This window comes from Flagellimonas baculiformis (assembly GCF_033441575.1).
Taxonomy (GTDB): domain Bacteria; phylum Bacteroidota; class Bacteroidia; order Flavobacteriales; family Flavobacteriaceae; genus Flagellimonas; species Flagellimonas baculiformis.
Genome location: NZ_JAUZVW010000016.1, coordinates 1 through 16921 on the forward strand (window position 1 = coordinate 1; position 16921 = coordinate 16921).

General features: G+C 45.1%; 16 protein-coding genes. 6 read left to right on the forward strand and 10 right to left on the reverse strand.

Annotated features, from left to right (window positions below):
* Window positions 1-781: nucleotidyl transferase AbiEii/AbiGii toxin family protein (locus tag SD450_RS17630; protein WP_318345697.1), on the forward strand; the 781-nt coding region annotated here is incomplete at its 5' end.
* Between the two features lie 392 nt (window positions 782-1173).
* Here SD450_RS17630 and SD450_RS17635 read toward each other — a convergent pair.
* The 8 genes from SD450_RS17635 to SD450_RS17670 form a co-directional block, all read right to left on the reverse strand.
* On the reverse strand, window positions 1174-3819 hold the full coding sequence (locus SD450_RS17635) for a SusC/RagA family TonB-linked outer membrane protein (protein WP_318345698.1): 2646 nt from the start codon (window positions 3817-3819) through the stop codon (window positions 1174-1176).
* A gap of 138 nt (window positions 3820-3957) precedes the next feature.
* A complete protein-coding gene (locus tag SD450_RS17640; RefSeq protein ID WP_318345699.1) occupies window positions 3958-4902 on the reverse strand; it encodes a FecR family protein in 945 nt (314 codons plus the stop codon).
* 70 nt (window positions 4903-4972) lie between these two features.
* Window positions 4973-5524 carry an RNA polymerase sigma-70 factor gene (locus SD450_RS17645; RefSeq protein WP_318345700.1) on the reverse strand — a complete coding sequence of 184 codons (552 nt, stop codon included), beginning with the start codon at window positions 5522-5524 and terminating at the stop codon, window positions 4973-4975.
* A 434-nt stretch (window positions 5525-5958) separates the two neighbouring features.
* A complete protein-coding gene (locus tag SD450_RS17650) occupies window positions 5959-7155 on the reverse strand; it encodes a Gfo/Idh/MocA family protein (protein WP_318345701.1) in 1197 nt (398 codons plus the stop codon).
* Between the two features lie 6 nt (window positions 7156-7161).
* The gene (locus SD450_RS17655) at window positions 7162-8490 is read right to left on the reverse strand and encodes a Gfo/Idh/MocA family oxidoreductase (RefSeq protein ID WP_318345702.1); all 1329 of its coding nucleotides are present in this window, start codon (window positions 8488-8490) and stop codon (window positions 7162-7164) included.
* Window position 8491: 1 nt separating this feature from the next.
* Window positions 8492-9874, reverse strand: coding sequence for a 3-keto-disaccharide hydrolase (locus tag SD450_RS17660; protein ID WP_318345703.1), 1383 nt, complete (start codon window positions 9872-9874; stop codon window positions 8492-8494).
* A 17-nt stretch (window positions 9875-9891) separates the two neighbouring features.
* Window positions 9892-11130, reverse strand: a complete 1239-nt coding sequence (gene uxuA / locus SD450_RS17665; protein ID WP_318345790.1) for a mannonate dehydratase — start codon at window positions 11128-11130, stop codon at window positions 9892-9894.
* A 16-nt stretch (window positions 11131-11146) separates the two neighbouring features.
* A complete protein-coding gene (locus tag SD450_RS17670) occupies window positions 11147-12007 on the reverse strand; it encodes an SDR family oxidoreductase (protein ID WP_318345704.1) in 861 nt (286 codons plus the stop codon).
* Window positions 12008-12073: 66 nt separating this feature from the next.
* Here SD450_RS17670 and SD450_RS17675 point away from each other — a divergent pair, with 66 nt between their 5' ends.
* Window positions 12074-12757 carry an NUDIX hydrolase gene (locus SD450_RS17675; protein WP_318345705.1) on the forward strand — a complete coding sequence of 228 codons (684 nt, stop codon included), beginning with the start codon at window positions 12074-12076 and terminating at the stop codon, window positions 12755-12757.
* 197 nt (window positions 12758-12954) lie between these two features.
* On the opposite strand, the gene SD450_RS17680 is transcribed toward SD450_RS17675, so the two are convergent.
* Complete coding sequence (locus tag SD450_RS17680; RefSeq protein WP_318345706.1) at window positions 12955-14019, reverse strand: cellulase family glycosylhydrolase; 1065 nt, start codon at window positions 14017-14019, stop codon at window positions 12955-12957.
* Between the two features lie 273 nt (window positions 14020-14292).
* Window positions 14293-14484, reverse strand: a complete 192-nt coding sequence (locus SD450_RS17685) for a hypothetical protein (protein ID WP_318345707.1) — start codon at window positions 14482-14484, stop codon at window positions 14293-14295.
* Window positions 14485-14500: 16 nt separating this feature from the next.
* Between SD450_RS17685 and SD450_RS17690 the strand changes: the two genes are divergently transcribed.
* The 4 genes from SD450_RS17690 (at window position 14501) to SD450_RS17705 (ending at window position 16898) form a co-directional block, all read left to right on the forward strand.
* Complete coding sequence (locus SD450_RS17690) at window positions 14501-14887, forward strand: DoxX family protein (protein WP_318345708.1); 387 nt, start codon at window positions 14501-14503, stop codon at window positions 14885-14887.
* 300 nt (window positions 14888-15187) lie between these two features.
* A complete protein-coding gene (locus SD450_RS17695) occupies window positions 15188-15436 on the forward strand; it encodes a hypothetical protein (protein WP_318345709.1) in 249 nt (82 codons plus the stop codon).
* Window positions 15437-15574: 138 nt separating this feature from the next.
* Window positions 15575-15844, forward strand: a complete 270-nt coding sequence (locus SD450_RS17700) for an ArsR/SmtB family transcription factor (RefSeq protein ID WP_318345710.1) — start codon at window positions 15575-15577, stop codon at window positions 15842-15844.
* A 37-nt stretch (window positions 15845-15881) separates the two neighbouring features.
* Complete coding sequence (locus SD450_RS17705; RefSeq protein WP_318345711.1) at window positions 15882-16898, forward strand: LLM class flavin-dependent oxidoreductase; 1017 nt, start codon at window positions 15882-15884, stop codon at window positions 16896-16898.
* Window positions 16899-16921 lie beyond the last annotated feature (23 nt).

Sequence of the window (16921 nt, forward strand, 5' to 3'; positions counted from 1 at the left end):
TATACTGGTTAATATTCTTATTGCCAATTACTTATGTAAACCCACTTTGGATAACGATTTACTTTGGATAACTAAACTTATCACGACTCATGATAAGTTTTCAGAGGATCTGGATTTCTCTTTACTTCAACCGGACCCCAATTTTTCCATCGAACCTTATTTTAAAGCAATTATGGATGAGTTCAAATCGTTGGGACTCAATGTAAGTATCAAGGAAAAGAAAAAGACAAAGGAATCAGCGATTGATTCTGCTTTTTTAAAAGCTGAAACCATATGGCAGGAAATCGTACTTGAAGATGTTATCAAGCAAACAGGGGTCCGTTCCAACAGAATCCTGAAAATAAAAATAGAGGTGGACAGACGACCCCCTCTGAATTTTAACACAGAAGAAAAGCTATTGCTTAGGCCTTTTTCCTTTTATGTAAAGTGTTTTTCAGGACCAAGCTTGTTTGCAGGAAAAGTACATGCATTGCTATTTAGAAAATGGAAAGATAGGGTAAAAGGACGGGACTGGTATGATTTGGAATGGTACATCAAGAAGGGGATTTCTTTGGACTTGAACCATTTTTTGGCAAGGGCAAAAGACACAAACGACTGGCAAGACAACGATATTTCTCCCGAACAGATAATTGAACTGCTCCACATGAAAATTGAAGAAGTATCTTTTAAAGGTATCAAAGAAGATGTTGTCAGGTTTATTAAAAACGATGATATTTTAAGTATTTGGAGCACTGAATATTTCAATGATCTTGTAAAGAAGATCAAATTCAAAAACGAATAATTTCACACAAGACAAGTCAAATACCCTGTACCCACTGGCAACCTTATTAATGTGGAAATTTGATATTGGAATTCAATAAGTCAAAATCTCCAATCACAATCAATTAAGCTCGATATATTATTGAATTTTAAATAATTAAAATATGGTGACCGATTAAAGTGAGCATGATATTTCGAAAGGCCAAAAACGCATTATTTATTGGAGTTACCCGAGGTAAGTCCTAGTTCCCACAGCTCTACTAAGAACACCATCAAGGGTAGCTAAAGAAAAATATATCGATGTCCAAGATTAAAATAACCCTCAGACTATTTTGCACTCAATGGAATTTAACTCAAAAAAAAATGAATGAATATTCACCAAAGCTTGAAATATTTATAACTTTAATGTGAAAGTCAAATGACGTCATTTTCCACTAAATAGACCGTCAACAAATCGGTCAACAGATTTTGGAAGGCTCCAAAACCCTTTAATAGCAAGGGGTTCTTTAAAAGGTTTGAATCCTGCCGATTATTGTCCCGAACGGAGGTGAATCCTGAAGTATAAGGCACTGGTCTGTCCAACAGAAGGTCTTTGGTCAACTTGTCATAATAGTCAAATTCCAGGCTCAACCTATAATCGAACAAAGCCAAATCGAGACCAATATCAAATTGACTCGTTTTTTCCCATTCCAAACCTGGGTTTGCCAAGCGGTTCACCGAACTGGAACTGACCCTGGTGCCGTTCAAAAGAACCGTTCCAGAGGAAACCGTTGCCAATGAGCTGTAGGGGGAAATTTCGGTATTACCCGTAATTCCGTAGCTACCACGCAGTTTGAGGCGGTTAACGGCCGTTACCCCTTCCATAAAACCTTCCTCACTAATATTCCAACCTGCTCCGATCGAAGGGAAAAATCCATATTTATTGTCCTTTCCAAAGCGTGAAGATCCATCCACCCTTCCTGTAAGGGTCAACAAGTATTTGTCCTTATAGGTATAACCAGCACGGACAAAGTAGGAGTTCAGTGCCCACTTTTCTGTTGCGGATTCCGGAGCGCTTGGGTTACTGGCGGAGCCTATGTTGTTGTAGCGGAAAAAATCGTCACTGAACCCTCTGGCAAAAATGTTGGAGGACTCGTAGTTGCGTTCCTGCCAGCTCAGGCCCAACATGGTATTGATCCTATGGTCGCCAAACTCCTTGTTATAGGTCAGATAATTTTCCTGCTGCCAGTAAGTACTCTTTTCATTGAATATTCTGGCATATCCGTCAGGTGCGGAAATGTTCACCAAATCCCTTGGGGAATATTCTTTCTTGTTCCTGATATTTTTGTCAAAACCAAACTGTGTCCTAAAATCCAGCCCTGGCATGATGTTGAAGCTCGCATAGACGTTTCCAAATATCTGGTTCCTTTCCCAAAACCGCTCCTGGGTTTCCAAAACATGGACTGGGTTGGACATGGACTCCAAATTATAGGCGTCATCGATCATCTGGCTGTTGCTCCATGTGCCATCGGGAAATTTCACAGGGAAGATGGGAGGCATTTCTATCATGGTCCTTCTAGGCGATTGACCTCCGCCACCTTCTTCAAATTCAGTATCCTTTACGTCGTTCACCAAAAGGTTTACACCCAATTTCAACCAATCTTTTGGAGTGACATCATAGGCAATCTTCCCACTGATCCTGTCCAGTTTATTGTTCAGCATGATTCCCTCGATGTGTGAATAGTTGAGGAACACGCCGACCGAAGAGTTTTCATTTCCTTGCTGAATGGACAATTGGTGGTTGTTGGAATATGCGGTACGTGTCGCCTCATCTTGCCAATCGGTATCGTAAAGTGGGTTTCCTTGGGCATCAAAAAGGTTGGGGTCGTTGGTCGTAAATACCGGTGCTGGGTCGTCAGGTCGGTATTTTGGCGTATTTTCCATACCTGTCCTTACCACTTCCAACCATTCCTCAGCATTGAGCAGGTCCATTTTCTTACGAATATGTCCTACGCTTAAAAAACCATCGTATCCTATGGTCACCTTACTTTCCTTGGTGCCTCGCTTGGTGGTTATCAACACTACCCCATTGGCTCCCCTTGCCCCATAGATTGCAGCGGAGGATGCATCTTTCAACACTTCCATTCGCTCTATATCGTTGGGGTTGATGAACTGGATCTCGTCCATGACCACTCCGTCCACCACATATAATGGGTCTGTGGAAGAATTGATGGTACCTACCCCACGAATCACGATCCTGGGCGACCCTGTTGGCGATCCCGAGTTCAGGAATACGTTCACCCCGGCAATTTTGCCCCTCATCCCCTGAAGTGCATTGCTCACAGGGGCTTTTAATAGGGTTTCGCTGTCCACGGCACCTACCGCCCCGGTCAGGTCCGATTTCCTTTGTGTACCATACCCTACGACAACCACTTCGTCCAATGCTGCAACATTTTCCTTAAGGACGATATCGATGTTCTCTTGGTCACCCACTTCGACTTCTTGGGTGGTAAAACCGATATAACTGAACAGCAGTACATCCCCTGAATCCGCCATGATGCTGTAATTGCCATCAAAATCGGTGGTGGTTCCCTTGGAAGTGCCCTTGACCAATATGGACACGCCGGGTATGGGAGTCCCTGCATTGTCAGTGACCTTTCCACTTACGGTAAACTGTATGGAGGTCCTGATGAGTTCGTTGATCTTGTCGGGGCTCAATGAGGTGGGCAACCTGTCCACATGTTTATTGAGCAGACTTTCTATTTTCCGTTTTATTTCCGGGTTGTTCTTGGGAAACAAGATGATCTGGTCCCTCACAAAGCTGAAATCGATGTCCGAACCAGAAAACAGTTCCTCCAATACTTCATCGACTGTTTTGTTTTCGACCTTGAGTGACTTCTTTGTATAGACATCCACAATACTATTATTGTAGAAAAAACTAAAATCGCTCTTGCGTTCAATTTCGTTCAATATCCTTTTTAACCTTACATTATTTACTTCCAACGAAATATTTTGGGCATTTGCCTTCGAAGCGAATAATTTAGCCAAAGTAAGCGCCACTAAGATTAAATAGATTTTCATTATCCTGAGAATTGGAATCTTTGAAAAAAAATGTTCCTTTTTTTCCATAATTTTGATGAGTTTACGTTGTTTAATTACTATGTGATTAGATAATTTGTTGAAAGGGGGGTGTTGCAGCACTTCCCTTTCTTTTTTTGCTTAGTTCTCCATATACAATGTTATTTGGTTGTCTTTCATTTTATATAGTATGGGCGAGGAAACCTCGAATAGGTCCATGATCTGCTCAATGCTCAGGTTGTCAAATTCCCCTGTGTATTTATAATCCATTATTTCGGGGGATTCAACGGATATGGCAATCCTGTACTTCCTTTTCAGGTCACCGATGACCTGGCGTATGGGTGTCTCATCATAGATGAGCTTGCCCCGTCGCCATGCGGTAAAATTTTCAGTTTGTACATTGTCCACAATAAGTTTGTCCTCATTTTTCACATAGGTAGCTCTTTGGGAAGGGTTCAACACCACTGTTTTCTTGTCCCTCTCCTCCACCACTTTGACCTTACCGGAGACCAATGTGGTTTCCACATTCAGGTCCTCGGGATAGGACCTTACGTTAAAAACTGTTCCCAGCACTTGGATCTTCATGCCATTGTCCGTTGACACGACAAAGGGTTTATCGGGATTGTGTGCCACATCAAAAAAGGCTTCTCCCTTTAGACTGACTTCCCTGGATTCCCCAGAGAAAGTTTTGGGATAAGAAAGTGTGGTATTGGCATTCAAAGTTATTTTGGTGCCATCGGAAAGTTCCACCGTTCTGTTTTCCCCAATCGATGTAATGGTTTCGGTGGTGGCCAATGTTGTTGTCTCCACATGGGCCGTTGGTGTCATCAGCACATATCCTAAGGAAAACAGAAGGGCAACGCCTGCTGCATACCCGACATATTTGTACCACTTCATTTGAAATTTTCCAGGCTTTTGCATTTTATCCTCCATACTGTGCCGCAACAACTTGGCTACGTGCTTGGCCTTCAGGATGTGGTAACGCTGTTGTTGCTTGGGGTTCTTGAGCAACCATTTGATCACTTCCCGCTTCCTTTCCGCAGGAAGGCGGTCTTCCACCAATGCAATGATATCCTTCTTGTTCATCTTAATTTAAGAACAGTGTTTATTAGCAGGACGTAAAAAAGGAAAGTACCCCCTAGTCGGGTGGGGAATTTTATAGGAAGATGGACGGCAAATAGTCCTTCAGGGCCACCCTGAACTGTGTTAATGCCCTGGTAATGTGGTTCTCCACTGTTTTAGGGGAAATCTGGAGTTCTTTGGAAATTTCTTGGTGACTGAGGCCATCCATACGGCTTTTCACAAACACCCTTTTGCATTTTTCGGGAAGCTGCCCTATCGCCATATCCACCAAGGTCTCCAATTCTTCTGCCAAAATGGATGAGGCTACATCATCGGCCAAGGCCCCATGGTTCAACCAAAATTCTTGCTGCTCCATGGTCATCTCCTTTGAAAGTCGGTTCTTTCGGGTACGAAGGTAATCGAGACAGGCATTTCGTGTCATGCTATAGACGTAGCCCGTAAAATTGGAGTGTATTTTTATGGTCCTTTTTTTCTCCCACAGCTTTACCAAAACATCGTGCACAATTTCCTCAGCATCTTCCCGCGAGGGGATATACCCGTTTACGATCACGAAGAGTTTGGGCCGATAAAATCCATACATCACATTGAAATCGTCCTCATCCCCATAGTCCGGTGTGGTCTTCATTTTGAGGTTATGTGAATAATCTGGGGTCATTTTTGAAAAATGCAAAGAATTGCTTCTTGCAATTTACAAATTTCGAACTAAGAACAAATTTTTTATCGACAATTCCCGTTTGGGGATCGCTAAACGCATGATCCTGTACATCCAATGAAATCTTTTAAGGTAAAATCTGTTTCAGGAGTATCGGATCGGATCAGTGGAAATCACTTTATTGGTCTTATTTTCGACCCATATAATCCTTGAAAATCAATTGTTTGCCAAGTATAAAAAGCCTTGATATTCTAAATTGAGATCATGTAATCTGTCCCCAATCGGAAAAATGAAATTTTGTTGTTTTTTTACGATAACATATCTATCCACTTTGCCCATGCGGCCAGTTCCGGTATAAAAAGCTTCATGTCCAAAAGTGAGCGACACGGAAAAACTGGTCCATGGAATCAACCCAAGATTTCTTTCATAAGCCTTTGGTCTGTCTCTACAATGGTATTGTTGTACATGGCATCGAGGCCCATCTGTACGCAGATAGCAGCCATGGCACCTGTCTTGGCATTGGGAATAGGCAAGGTATTGTCCACGATATTGTCCCTAAAATCGATCAATGCCTGTTTGCTTGGGTCCTCATGGTCCAACAGAACGGGAATGCCTTTTCCTTCGTCCCAGTTCAAGGTAGCGCCCGAAACACCGTCAACCTCCCCCATTTCTTTTTCGTAGCTACCTTCGGGATAGAACCAGGCCTTGACGTAGTCCAACACAAATGCACCCTTGTCGCCCATCACCTTTATTTTGTAATCGCCCATGGCATTGCTGGTCAGGCAGGTAAAGGTGGCCCTTACGCCCTGGGGATAGCTATAGATCAGGTGGATGTTGTCATAGGTCTCCCTGCCATCCTTCCAGTAGTCTATGCCGCCTATGCCCATCACCTTTTCGGGCATGGAACCCAACACCCAATTGGCAAAGTCCAATTGGTGCGAACAGAGTTCGGCCAGAAGGCCACCGGAAAACTCTTTGTACATACGCCAATTGATCATGCGCTCCCATTTGGGGTCTGGGACATGTCTCCGCCAGTTGCCATTTCGGTTCCATTGGCATTCAAAAGCGGTTATTTTGCCAATTTTTCCCTTTTTGATCTCATCCACAATATGGGTGTACAATCGGGAGCTATGGTATTGGTGACCGGCCTGAAATATCTTGTCCGAGGTATCAGCTGCATGGACCAAGTTCTCAATACCTTCATACCCCTTGGCCATGGTCTTTTCGCCATATACATGCTTGCCGGCCTTTAGCGCATCGACCCCAATTTGGGAATGTGTGCTGAAGGGAGTGGCCACCAAAACGGCATCCACGTCCTTGTCGTCCAACAATTTTCGATAATCCGAATAGCCCTTTGCCTTTCCATCCACTTTTGAAAGCCCGGAACTGAGCCTGAAAGGTATAATGTCACTACATGCCACTACCCGCATGTTCGGGATTTGGTTGATGAAAGGAATCATTCCTCCGCCACGGTCCCCTGTGCCGATCACCCCTACATTGATGGTCCCATTGGCACTGGTGTTTCCATATCCCAAAACAGTAGGTGCATAGAGGGCGGCCGAACCGGCCAAGCTTCCTTTTACAATAAAATCACGTCGCTTCATGCTTGTTTAGAGTGTGGGTTCCCATCCATTTTCATACGTTCTTTTCCAACCTTCCATGGCTTTTTCACTGTTCAAAACTTTTCCGGTCTGGGCATCGATTTTGAGGGTATGCCCGGCATCTTGTGCCATATTGCCCAAATGACAGAGCATGGTGGAAACACTGGCGTCATTGATGTCGGAATTTAGGGATATATCTTTTCGAATGGCGTTGAAGAAATTGGCCACATGGTCAATGTCCAATCCTCCAATGCCCTGGGTGTTCAACGTGGCACTGATGGATTCCTCTTCTTCATTTTTGATGAGATTTCCGGCCAGATCGTATAGTTTGTAAAAATTGCGGTCCAGTTCGATCACTCCCTTGCTACCATAAATGGTAGCACCCCTACCCGGTCTTTCGGGTTTCATGATGCCTCGGCTATGGGACGTCCATGTGATGAACTTATCACCAGGAAATGTATAGGTCACCTGCTGGTTGTCCACAAATTCCCAATCATCGTCGTAGGTATATTTCCCTCCGAACGAAGTGACCGTTTCGGGCAGGTTTACGCCCAATGCCCAGCGACAGATATCGATCTCGTGGGTGCCATTGTTGTGGATTTCCCCAGTGCCCCAATTTCTGAACCAATGCCAATTATAGGGATGGATGTTGTCCCTGTAACCTTCACGGGGTGCGGGACCCTGCCAAAGTTCCCAATCCAAGGTCTGCGGTACATCAATTGCTTTTCCAGTACCAATAGAACCCCTGTTGTTTGAATAATAAGCCTCTCCTTTGAACACCTCGCCGATCACTCCTTTGCGGATATCCTCGACAGCCATCTTGGACGTCTTGGCAGACCGTTGTTGGTTGCCCATCTGTACTTTTTTGCCGTATTTTTTCTGGGCAGCTACGAGAAGGTCATTTTCATAGGGGTTATGGCTACACGGTTTTTCCACATACACATGTTTTCCCGCCTGAAGGGCCATAATGGCCATGGGGGCATGCCAATGCTCCGGGGTGGCAATAAAAATGGCATCCACATCTTTGTCCTCCAATATTTTGCGAAAGTCCTTCTCCACTTTGGGCACATAGCCTATGTGTTCTTGGCACCAAGCATTGTGCTCTTCAATAATTTTGTCGTCCACATCGCAGTTGTACAAGATCTTTGCATTGGGATCTTGATGGATGGCCAATACATGGGCCTTGGCCCTGCTCCTTACACCGATAACGGCACAATTGATATGATCATTGGCTCCCAAAATTCGGGCATTGGCCCATGAAGGGAAAGCCAATCCGCCCAAGGTGACGGCGGCGGTTCCCGTTGTTGTCTTTTTGATGAAATCGCGTCTTGTTCCCATATTACTGCTCGTTGTTGATGGATTTTATTTTGATGTTCTTGAAACTTACCCTGTCCCCATGATCCTGCAATAAAATTGGACCCTCGGGGGCTTCGCCAAAATTGGGCCACACCACATACTTGCTTTCGGATACCAATTTCTTGAAATTATCGCTTCCCCGCTCGTATTCTAGAACTTTCATACCGTTGAGCCAATGCTCCACATGGTTGTCCTTGGAAATGATATGGGCCGTGTTCCATTCCCCAATGGGGTTGGCAGATTTGTCGGGGTCTGCTTTGATCAAATCGTACAAAGAGGCCAACGTACGGCTCCCTTCATGATTGCCGAGTTTGGCATCGGGATGTCTTTCGTCATCCAAAATCTGGTATTCCAGACCAATGGACGATCCCGGGCCTTTGTTGAGATCGGTGTTCACATAATATTTGATGCCGCTGTTGGCGCCTTCGGTCAGTTTGAAATCGACCATAAGTTCAAAATCGGCATACACATCGGTGGTGACAATATCCCCTCCGGCTGCCGATTCCTCTCCGCCCGAAGACAGAACGGTCAACACGCCATTCTCCATTTCCCAACCTTTATCTGGAAAACTGTCCAAACGGGCACCCCTCCAACCCTTAGAGGTCTTACCATCCCAAAGGAGTTTCCAACCATTCTTTACCTCATCAATGGTGAGCTGATTTTGGGTCACTACAGGATCCAAAGGCATTTCCTTGGTGTATTTGGAAAGACTATCGGTCAAAATCTTGATGTTTCGCCAAGCAATCTCGGTACCTTCTTTCTGGTCTTTACCAATGCTGTGCACTTGAAGGGCGATAAATCCACTCGACGTCTTATCGTCTATCAAGTGGGCAGCGGGCACCCCATTGATCCAAGTTTTCAGGGTATCCCCGATGGCTTCAATGCGGTAATGGTTCCAATCATTTTGTTTGAAAGCTTTCTGTGCCTCTGGATTGTTTTCCAGAGTGACCAGCCAACCTCTTCTTCCCTCATCGTAAATACCTGCGCTCCAAGCCCTGTCCGATGGATCTATCTCAATTTGATAGCCATGCACCCTACCATTTTGGTAATGGGGAAAACTGTTGCTCCTGATTTGGATTCCCGAGTTCATGGTGGAATCCACTTTATAGTCCAGCTCCAAAATGAAGTCATCGTACATCTTATCCGTGGTCAAAAAGGAATTGGGGGTATCATGGGCGGTTGATCCCACAATTGCATCCTCTTTTACCTCATAATGGGCGGTGCCGCCTTTTTGGGTCCAACCCTCCAGTGCTGCTCCATCGAAAAGGTCCACCCATGGGGTATCATCCTTTGGTGATTCTTCACAGGCCCACACCAAAAGGAGGGCCAGTGCCAGAGACATTACTTTGTTTTTTTTATGTGCCATTTTTAAAAAATTTAATTTCAAATTAGTTTGGTTTCATGATACAAAGACGCTGATTGCATGGACCGCTCCACACCCAGCATGAGCCCCCTCAGTTCGGCCAAACCCCTGAGCCGACCTATGGTCGAATATCCAGGGTTGGTGTGCTTTTTGAGGTCATCGAGCATTTGATGTCCATGATCGGGTCGCATCGGTATCCAATGGTCCTTGCGGCCCACTTCTCTTCGTCTGTGCTGTTCTTTCAGGGCCCTCTGTACAATATCGAACATATCCACATCTCCTTCCAAATGGTTGGCTTCGTGAAAATTGCCGTTACCGTCCCGCTGTGTGCTCCGCAAGTGTAGAAAATGTATCCTTTCCGCAAATTGATCGAACATTTGCCCCAAATCGTTATCGGCTCTGACCCCCAACGAACCTGTACAGAAAGTAAAGCCGTTGTGCAATGAGGGTACTTCCGAAAATAGGTGTTGGTAATCCGAAGCGGTACACATGATCCTGGGCAGACCCAAGATGGAGAAGGGCGGGTCATCGGGGTGGATGCACATCCGTACCCCATATTCTTCGGCCACAGGAATCACTTCCTTTAGAAAACAAACCAAATTGCTCCGCATCGCATCTGCATCAATATGGGCATAGGTGTCCAAAATGGATTGGAACTTTGCAAGCCCATCTCCCTGCTGTGGGTCCAAATAGCCTTCCGAAGACCCTGGCAATCCTGCTATGATGTTCTTGGTCAACTCTTGGATGGCCGCTTTGGACATTCCTTCAAAGTATCTTCTTGCCGCGGTCACCTGTTCCTGTGTATAGCTTTCCTCTGCACGAGGGCGCTTCAAAATTAACAGGTCAAACGCAGCCAAGGCATTGAACTCAAAGGCCAGCGCCTTGGAGCCATCTGCCACTTCATACGCCAAATCGGTCCGGGTCCAGTCCAAAACGGGCATGAAATTGTAACATACTACCTCTATTCCGCAATGGGCCAAATGAACCAGACTCTTTTTGTAATTTTCTATGTGGGCTTCACAATGGCCCGAACGGGTCTTGATATTTTCGTGTACGGGAAGGGATTCCACCACGGACCAACTTAACCCTTCGGCTTCAATAAGGGCCTTTCGCTGCGCAATCTTTTCCACGGGCCAGATCTCGCCATTGGGGATATCGTGCAGGGCCGTCACTATTCCCGTGGCCCCTGCCATTTTGATGTCTTTCAATGAAACAGGGTCTGACGGGCCATACCAACGCCACGTCTGTTCCAGCCCCATAGTATTTTTATATTCCTTATACACCGCTAAATGCATTAAATCCGCCATCAATAGGGATGATGGCTCCTGTTACAAAACTGGCCGCATCGCTGATGAGCCAATGGACCGCACCGTGCAATTCGTCCGCCTTTCCAAATCTTTTCATGGGCGTGTTCGCAATAATGGTCTTGCCCCTATCCGTATAGCTCCCATCCTCTTTTAGCAAAAGGTTACGGTTCTGGTTGCTGATAAAAAATCCCGGGGCAATGGCATTGACACGCAATCCCTCCCCAAATTTCAATGCCAGTTCGGTGGCCATCCATTTGGTAAAATTGTCGATGGCCGCTTTGGACACGGAATAGCCCACCACGCGGGTGAGTGCCCTAGTGGCCGCCATGGAAGATATGTTCAGGATGCATCCCCGGCCTTGGTCGGCCATTTGCTTTCCAAAAACAAGGGAAGGGACCACAGAACCGTCCAGGTTCAGTTCGGAGACCTTTCTAAAATCGTCCATCTCCAAATCGAATATGGTCTGCCCCTCGCCTATCACGGCACCGGGCATGTTACCGCCTGCCGCATTGATCAGCACATCCAACTTCCCCCAAGTCCCAACAATCGTATCCTTTGCCTTTTCCAAGAAATCCCTATCGAGGACATTTCCTGCAAAACCTATAACGTCCGGGTACTTCTTTTTGAGCTGCTCCACTTTGCTTTCCACCTTGGCCTCAGTTTGCCCCAAAAGAACGACTTTCGCACCTTCCCCAAGCAGGTATTCGGCCATGCTCCCACCAAGAATACCCGTTCCCCCCGTGATCAGGATCACTCTTCCTGAAATATTGAACAACTCATTTCCCATCTTGTCTAACCAATCAAAATCTTTGATACATTCTTTCGTCAAAAACTATTTCTGTGTACCTTTGACGCATTTGCTAAATTATATGTTTTGCTCCGTCAAAAAAAACAAATGGCCAATAAAAATAACCATACACCCAAAATTCCTCAAAATTATCAGGTAAACGCTGATTCATTCGCTTGTCCCATCACGACGGATATCGCTGTTTTTGGGTATGTTGACAATCGCTTGAAGCTGTTATTGACCAAAAGGACCGTCGGCGACTTTACAGACCATTGGTTGTTGCCCGGGGGAGTCATGGAGGCAGATGAAACGCTCCAAGATTGCGCCAATAAAATTTTGTTTGCCCTCACAGGGGTGAAGGACATCCATTTTGAGCAAGTGAAAGTATATTCGGCCTTGGACAGACACCCCATCAAACGAGTCATCACAGTCTCGTTCTACGCCATGGTGAAGCCAGCGGACCATCCCCTTTCCCTAAAGGGAAATGTGGAACAGATTGCTTGGTTCGATATTGACGACATCCCCAAAAACTTGGGGTTCGACCATGCCCAGATCATCCATGATGCCCATCTATTTTTAAAGAGCAACCTCAAGGATAGGCTCATCGTGGGCGAACTGCTGCCCAAGACCTTCACCCTGACCGAACTGCAAAAGCTCTATGAGGATATTTTGGGGCTTGAACTGGACAGGCGGAACTTTAGGAAGCGTATCTTCCAAATGGACATCCTTAAAAGTACCGGCAAAGTGAAGGCCGGAGTAAAGGGTGGGCCTATGCTCTACGAATTGGAATAGTACTTTACAACACGTTGTGCATTTTTAAAGATTTTTATAGCAAAGCCGTCAATTCGAGTGAAATTCCGAAGGAATTTTGTATCGAGAATAGGTTTTGGGCCTGAAATTCTGGTTCTCGATACAATTTTTCTTCCGAAAAATCACTCGAACTGACAGATTTCAGCAAAAAAATATGCAACGGGTTTTACAAACTCTCGTCATTCAATACCATTCAATTTCTTGATCAAGTCCACTTCATCCTGCCGATAAGGCGTTCCGTCCTTCCTGAAAATATCGTGGAACCATTCTACAGGCTCTTCCCCACTGTCTATGGGCGTGTCCCATTGGTAAATGGTATTGGTCTTTCCATTGACCAACCCCCAATTGATGGCCCCAATGTTCTCCTTTTTCAACATGGGCATGGTGTTGGAGAAACGGCTGTTTCGTGTACGGGCCATGTATTCGGTACAGATCATGGGTCTTCCATGGGTTCTTAGAAGCTCTATGATCAGTTTGTGGTCTTCAGGAGGACCGTAGTGGTGGTAGGTGATGATATCGGAGTTGAGGGCTTGGAAAGCGTTCAAATCCACCAATCCCCAAGACCATATCCCGGCCGAGAGGGGCTGTGAGGGGTTGACTTCCCTTGCCCATTTGAATATGGCCTGCAACAAAGGCATGGAATCGTTCCCTTTTCCCGAATTGCCGGGTTCGTTATAAAGATCCCAAAGCAAAATTCTATCGTCATCCTTGAAAGTCTCCAATATATCTTTCACATAGGTCTCCAAAAAAGGAAAATTGTCGGGTTCCTTGGAGGCGGGATCTCCCGGATCCTGCATCCACCCAGAATTGTGGGTACCGGTTTTGGGTTCTGGTTGTTTTCCCACCTTAGGTTCCTTGCCCCAAACATCATCAAAGAACACGAACATGGTCTTGATGCCCCGCTTTTCTGAAATATCGAGATAGGTGTCCATCCGTTCTTTGAAACCTTTGGGGTCTTGCTTGTAGGCTAGACTGTGGAGATACACCCGCATCACATTCATGCCAATGCCTTGGGCATAACCCAATTCCCTATCGATGGTGGTGGGATCAAAAGTGGCCGCTTGCCACATTTCCAACTGGTTGATGGCATTGCTGGGGATAAAATCGGCCCCATTGAGCCATTGGTATTGCGCATACCATTTTTCGGCCTTTTCAATGGGCCATTTTTCGTTTTGGGTGGATTGTGCCGATATAAGGGCGGATAGCATCAAAAAGACAATTGCAGTTGTTTTCTTTGTTCCCATTTTTTTGTTGTTGAGGTTTGTTGTTTACTCTTGATTGTTATAAAAGTGCTGAATATACAAAAATCCATGGCATGCTTGCTCATTGGCCCCATCCATTCACTTTTCCCTCCCTAGTTGGTGTTTTCCCGAGACAGAAAACTAAAGATATGTCCGATTTGTTCTATCAAACATGCTCAAAAAATAAGATTTTTGAGTTTTTCCCGCAATTCTGCTATGGAATGATCAAAGGAAAGCAACCACGGGAATAGATAGGAAACGAATCGGTCATAACCATTAAGGGAAAATGCTCATTTGAAGGGAAAAAGCAAGGAGGTTTCCATCCATTCCCTTACTCCCTCCTGACACAAAGTCCAAAAACAGGGAAATGGCGTATTCCACCATTGCAATGGCCGTTTTCACCCCTGTTTTCCAAAAAAATGTCCTATAGATTTGTATCAATACGTTCAAACCATATTCAACAACCATTTTAAAACAACCTATCATGAAAAAAAACAAGATCATCTTTTGGATTGCAACTATCATCATCGTCCTTTTTGAAGGGGTAATGCCATTGGGCACCCTATTGTTCGCCCCGGAATATGCGACCGCTGGGACAGAACCTTTGGGGTATCCCGATTACTTTGCCCATGCCCTGATCATTTGCAAGATACTGGGTGTAACGGCATTGATCATCCCCAAACTCCATCCAAAAATAAAAGAGTGGGCCTATGCGGGCCTCACGTTCAACCTGATATTTGCCTTTATCAGCCATGCCGTGGTGGACGGCAATATCGGGTTCATGTTGATGCCGATCGTGATCATGGCCATACTCGCCGTTTCGTACATCTACAATTCCAAAATCAACAGTCCTGTCCCAAATGGATTATAGATTGATGGACGAACAGCACACAGTTTTCCCGTAGGAAAGCAATTGATTCAGAAAATGGGCCACTATGTTAGAGGTAAGAAAGCCAAAAAATTGGCCCATTGACTGAATTGTAGAAGGAGAATGTGAAATTGCCCCAAAATGAAAACACCAAGGATGATAGACCTGTGGAAATGGAAAATCGATGCGGATGAAGGTTCCATCATTCGGGAAAACAGGTCTTTTGAAACTTAAAAATGAACCTCTTGGCCCTAGACCGTCATTTTAGACAAATTGTGGCCTAGCCACTTAAAAATCAAGACTATGGTAGAAGTATTCAGAACAAGTGTCCGTTCCGATTCAGAAGCGGCATTGGTCCTGGCACAGTTGGAAGCCACTTTTCCTGAGCATGACATCAATTTTGACCTTGAAGATTGTGACCATATCCTCCGTTTGGAAGCCGATGTTATGCATATGGACATCAAATCTGTCATGGAATTGGTAAAAAGCCAGGGATTTGAAATCGAATTACTTCCCGATGAAATCCCCAACAAGAGGCGATTGATTGCATAGAAGAAGTGAAAAGACCCTGCTTATCCCAAGTGACTGGTTTAACTCCACTTTAATCTTCAAAGCATATTTATTATCAAAGCGTATTGTAACGATCCGTTATTAATCGATATATTTACATACATCAATATATGTCCCGTTTTGAACCTTAAGAAAGTAGAAAAGATATCCAAGGCGCTGAGTGATGTCAACCGATTGAAAATCTTGAAGGCCATCCAATCCAATAAGGAAAAATTGGAATGCAGCTCGATTGTTTCTTTTTTAAACCTTTCACAACCTTCCATCAGCCACCACATCAAAAAATTGGTGGAAGCCGACTTGATAGAACCCCAAAAAGAGGGACGTTTCTATTACTATTCCCTGAACAAGGAGGTATGGGAAAGCTATTTGAAGGCACTGGAAAAACTATGATTATTTATTTGGACAACATATAGACACATATAAATATATGAATATAAAAAATACAGTCTTTTCCATTTTGGAACTGGCCACAGTGAGCAAAGGAAGTAGTATAGGTCAAGTGTTTACGAACACCGTGACTCTGGCAAAAGAAGCAGAGGCCGCTGGGTTCAAGCGCATGTGGTTTGCCGAACACCACAATATGCCTGCCATTGCCAGTAGTGTCCCACCTCTCCTGATGTCCCATGTGGCACAGGCCACCTCAGCTTTGCGGGTTGGATCGGGTGGGGTAATGCTGCCCAACCACTCGCCTTTTATAGTAGCGGAACAGTTTGGGACTTTAGCCCACTTGTTCCCCAATCGTATAGATCTGGGATTGGGAAGGGCTCCCGGTACCGATCCTGAAACAACACGTGCCATAAAACCTGGATTTATCGAGGCAACACACTCCTTTCCAGATGATGTGGATAAGATCCAGACCTACTTTTCCAAAGAAAACAGGACTGCCAAGGTAAGGGTCACACTTGCCGAAGGCATGGACGTGCCCATCTTCATTTTGGGTTCCAGTACCAGTAGTGCCCATTTGGCGGCAAGAAAAGGCCTGCCCTATGCCTTTGCGAGCCATTTTTCCACTATGCATTTTTACGATGCGATCCAGATTTACCGTAGCCAGTTTCAACCATCCGCTTCGTTGGAAAAACCCTATGTCATGGCTGGCATCAACGTGTTCGTGGCCGATACGGACCAAGAGGCCGAAAGATTGTACACTTCAAATTTAAGGTTGGTGATCAACATTCTGTCGGGCACCAGTACACCTTATATCGAGGAGCCTACGGAAATGACCTCCGACCTGAAAGAGATCATGCAGCACCCCAGAATCCATCAAATGGCAAGATATTCGTTCATCGGAAGCAAGGAGACCGTCAAAAAGCAAACTCAGGCCTTTTTGGAAGAGACCCAAGTGGACGAACTTATCACTGTAACGACCATGTATAATATTGCCGACCGGATCAAATCGGTCCAGTTGTTTGCAGAAATCATGGCAGAAATCAATACGGGTAGATAAATTTCTTTCCTGATGGCACCAAA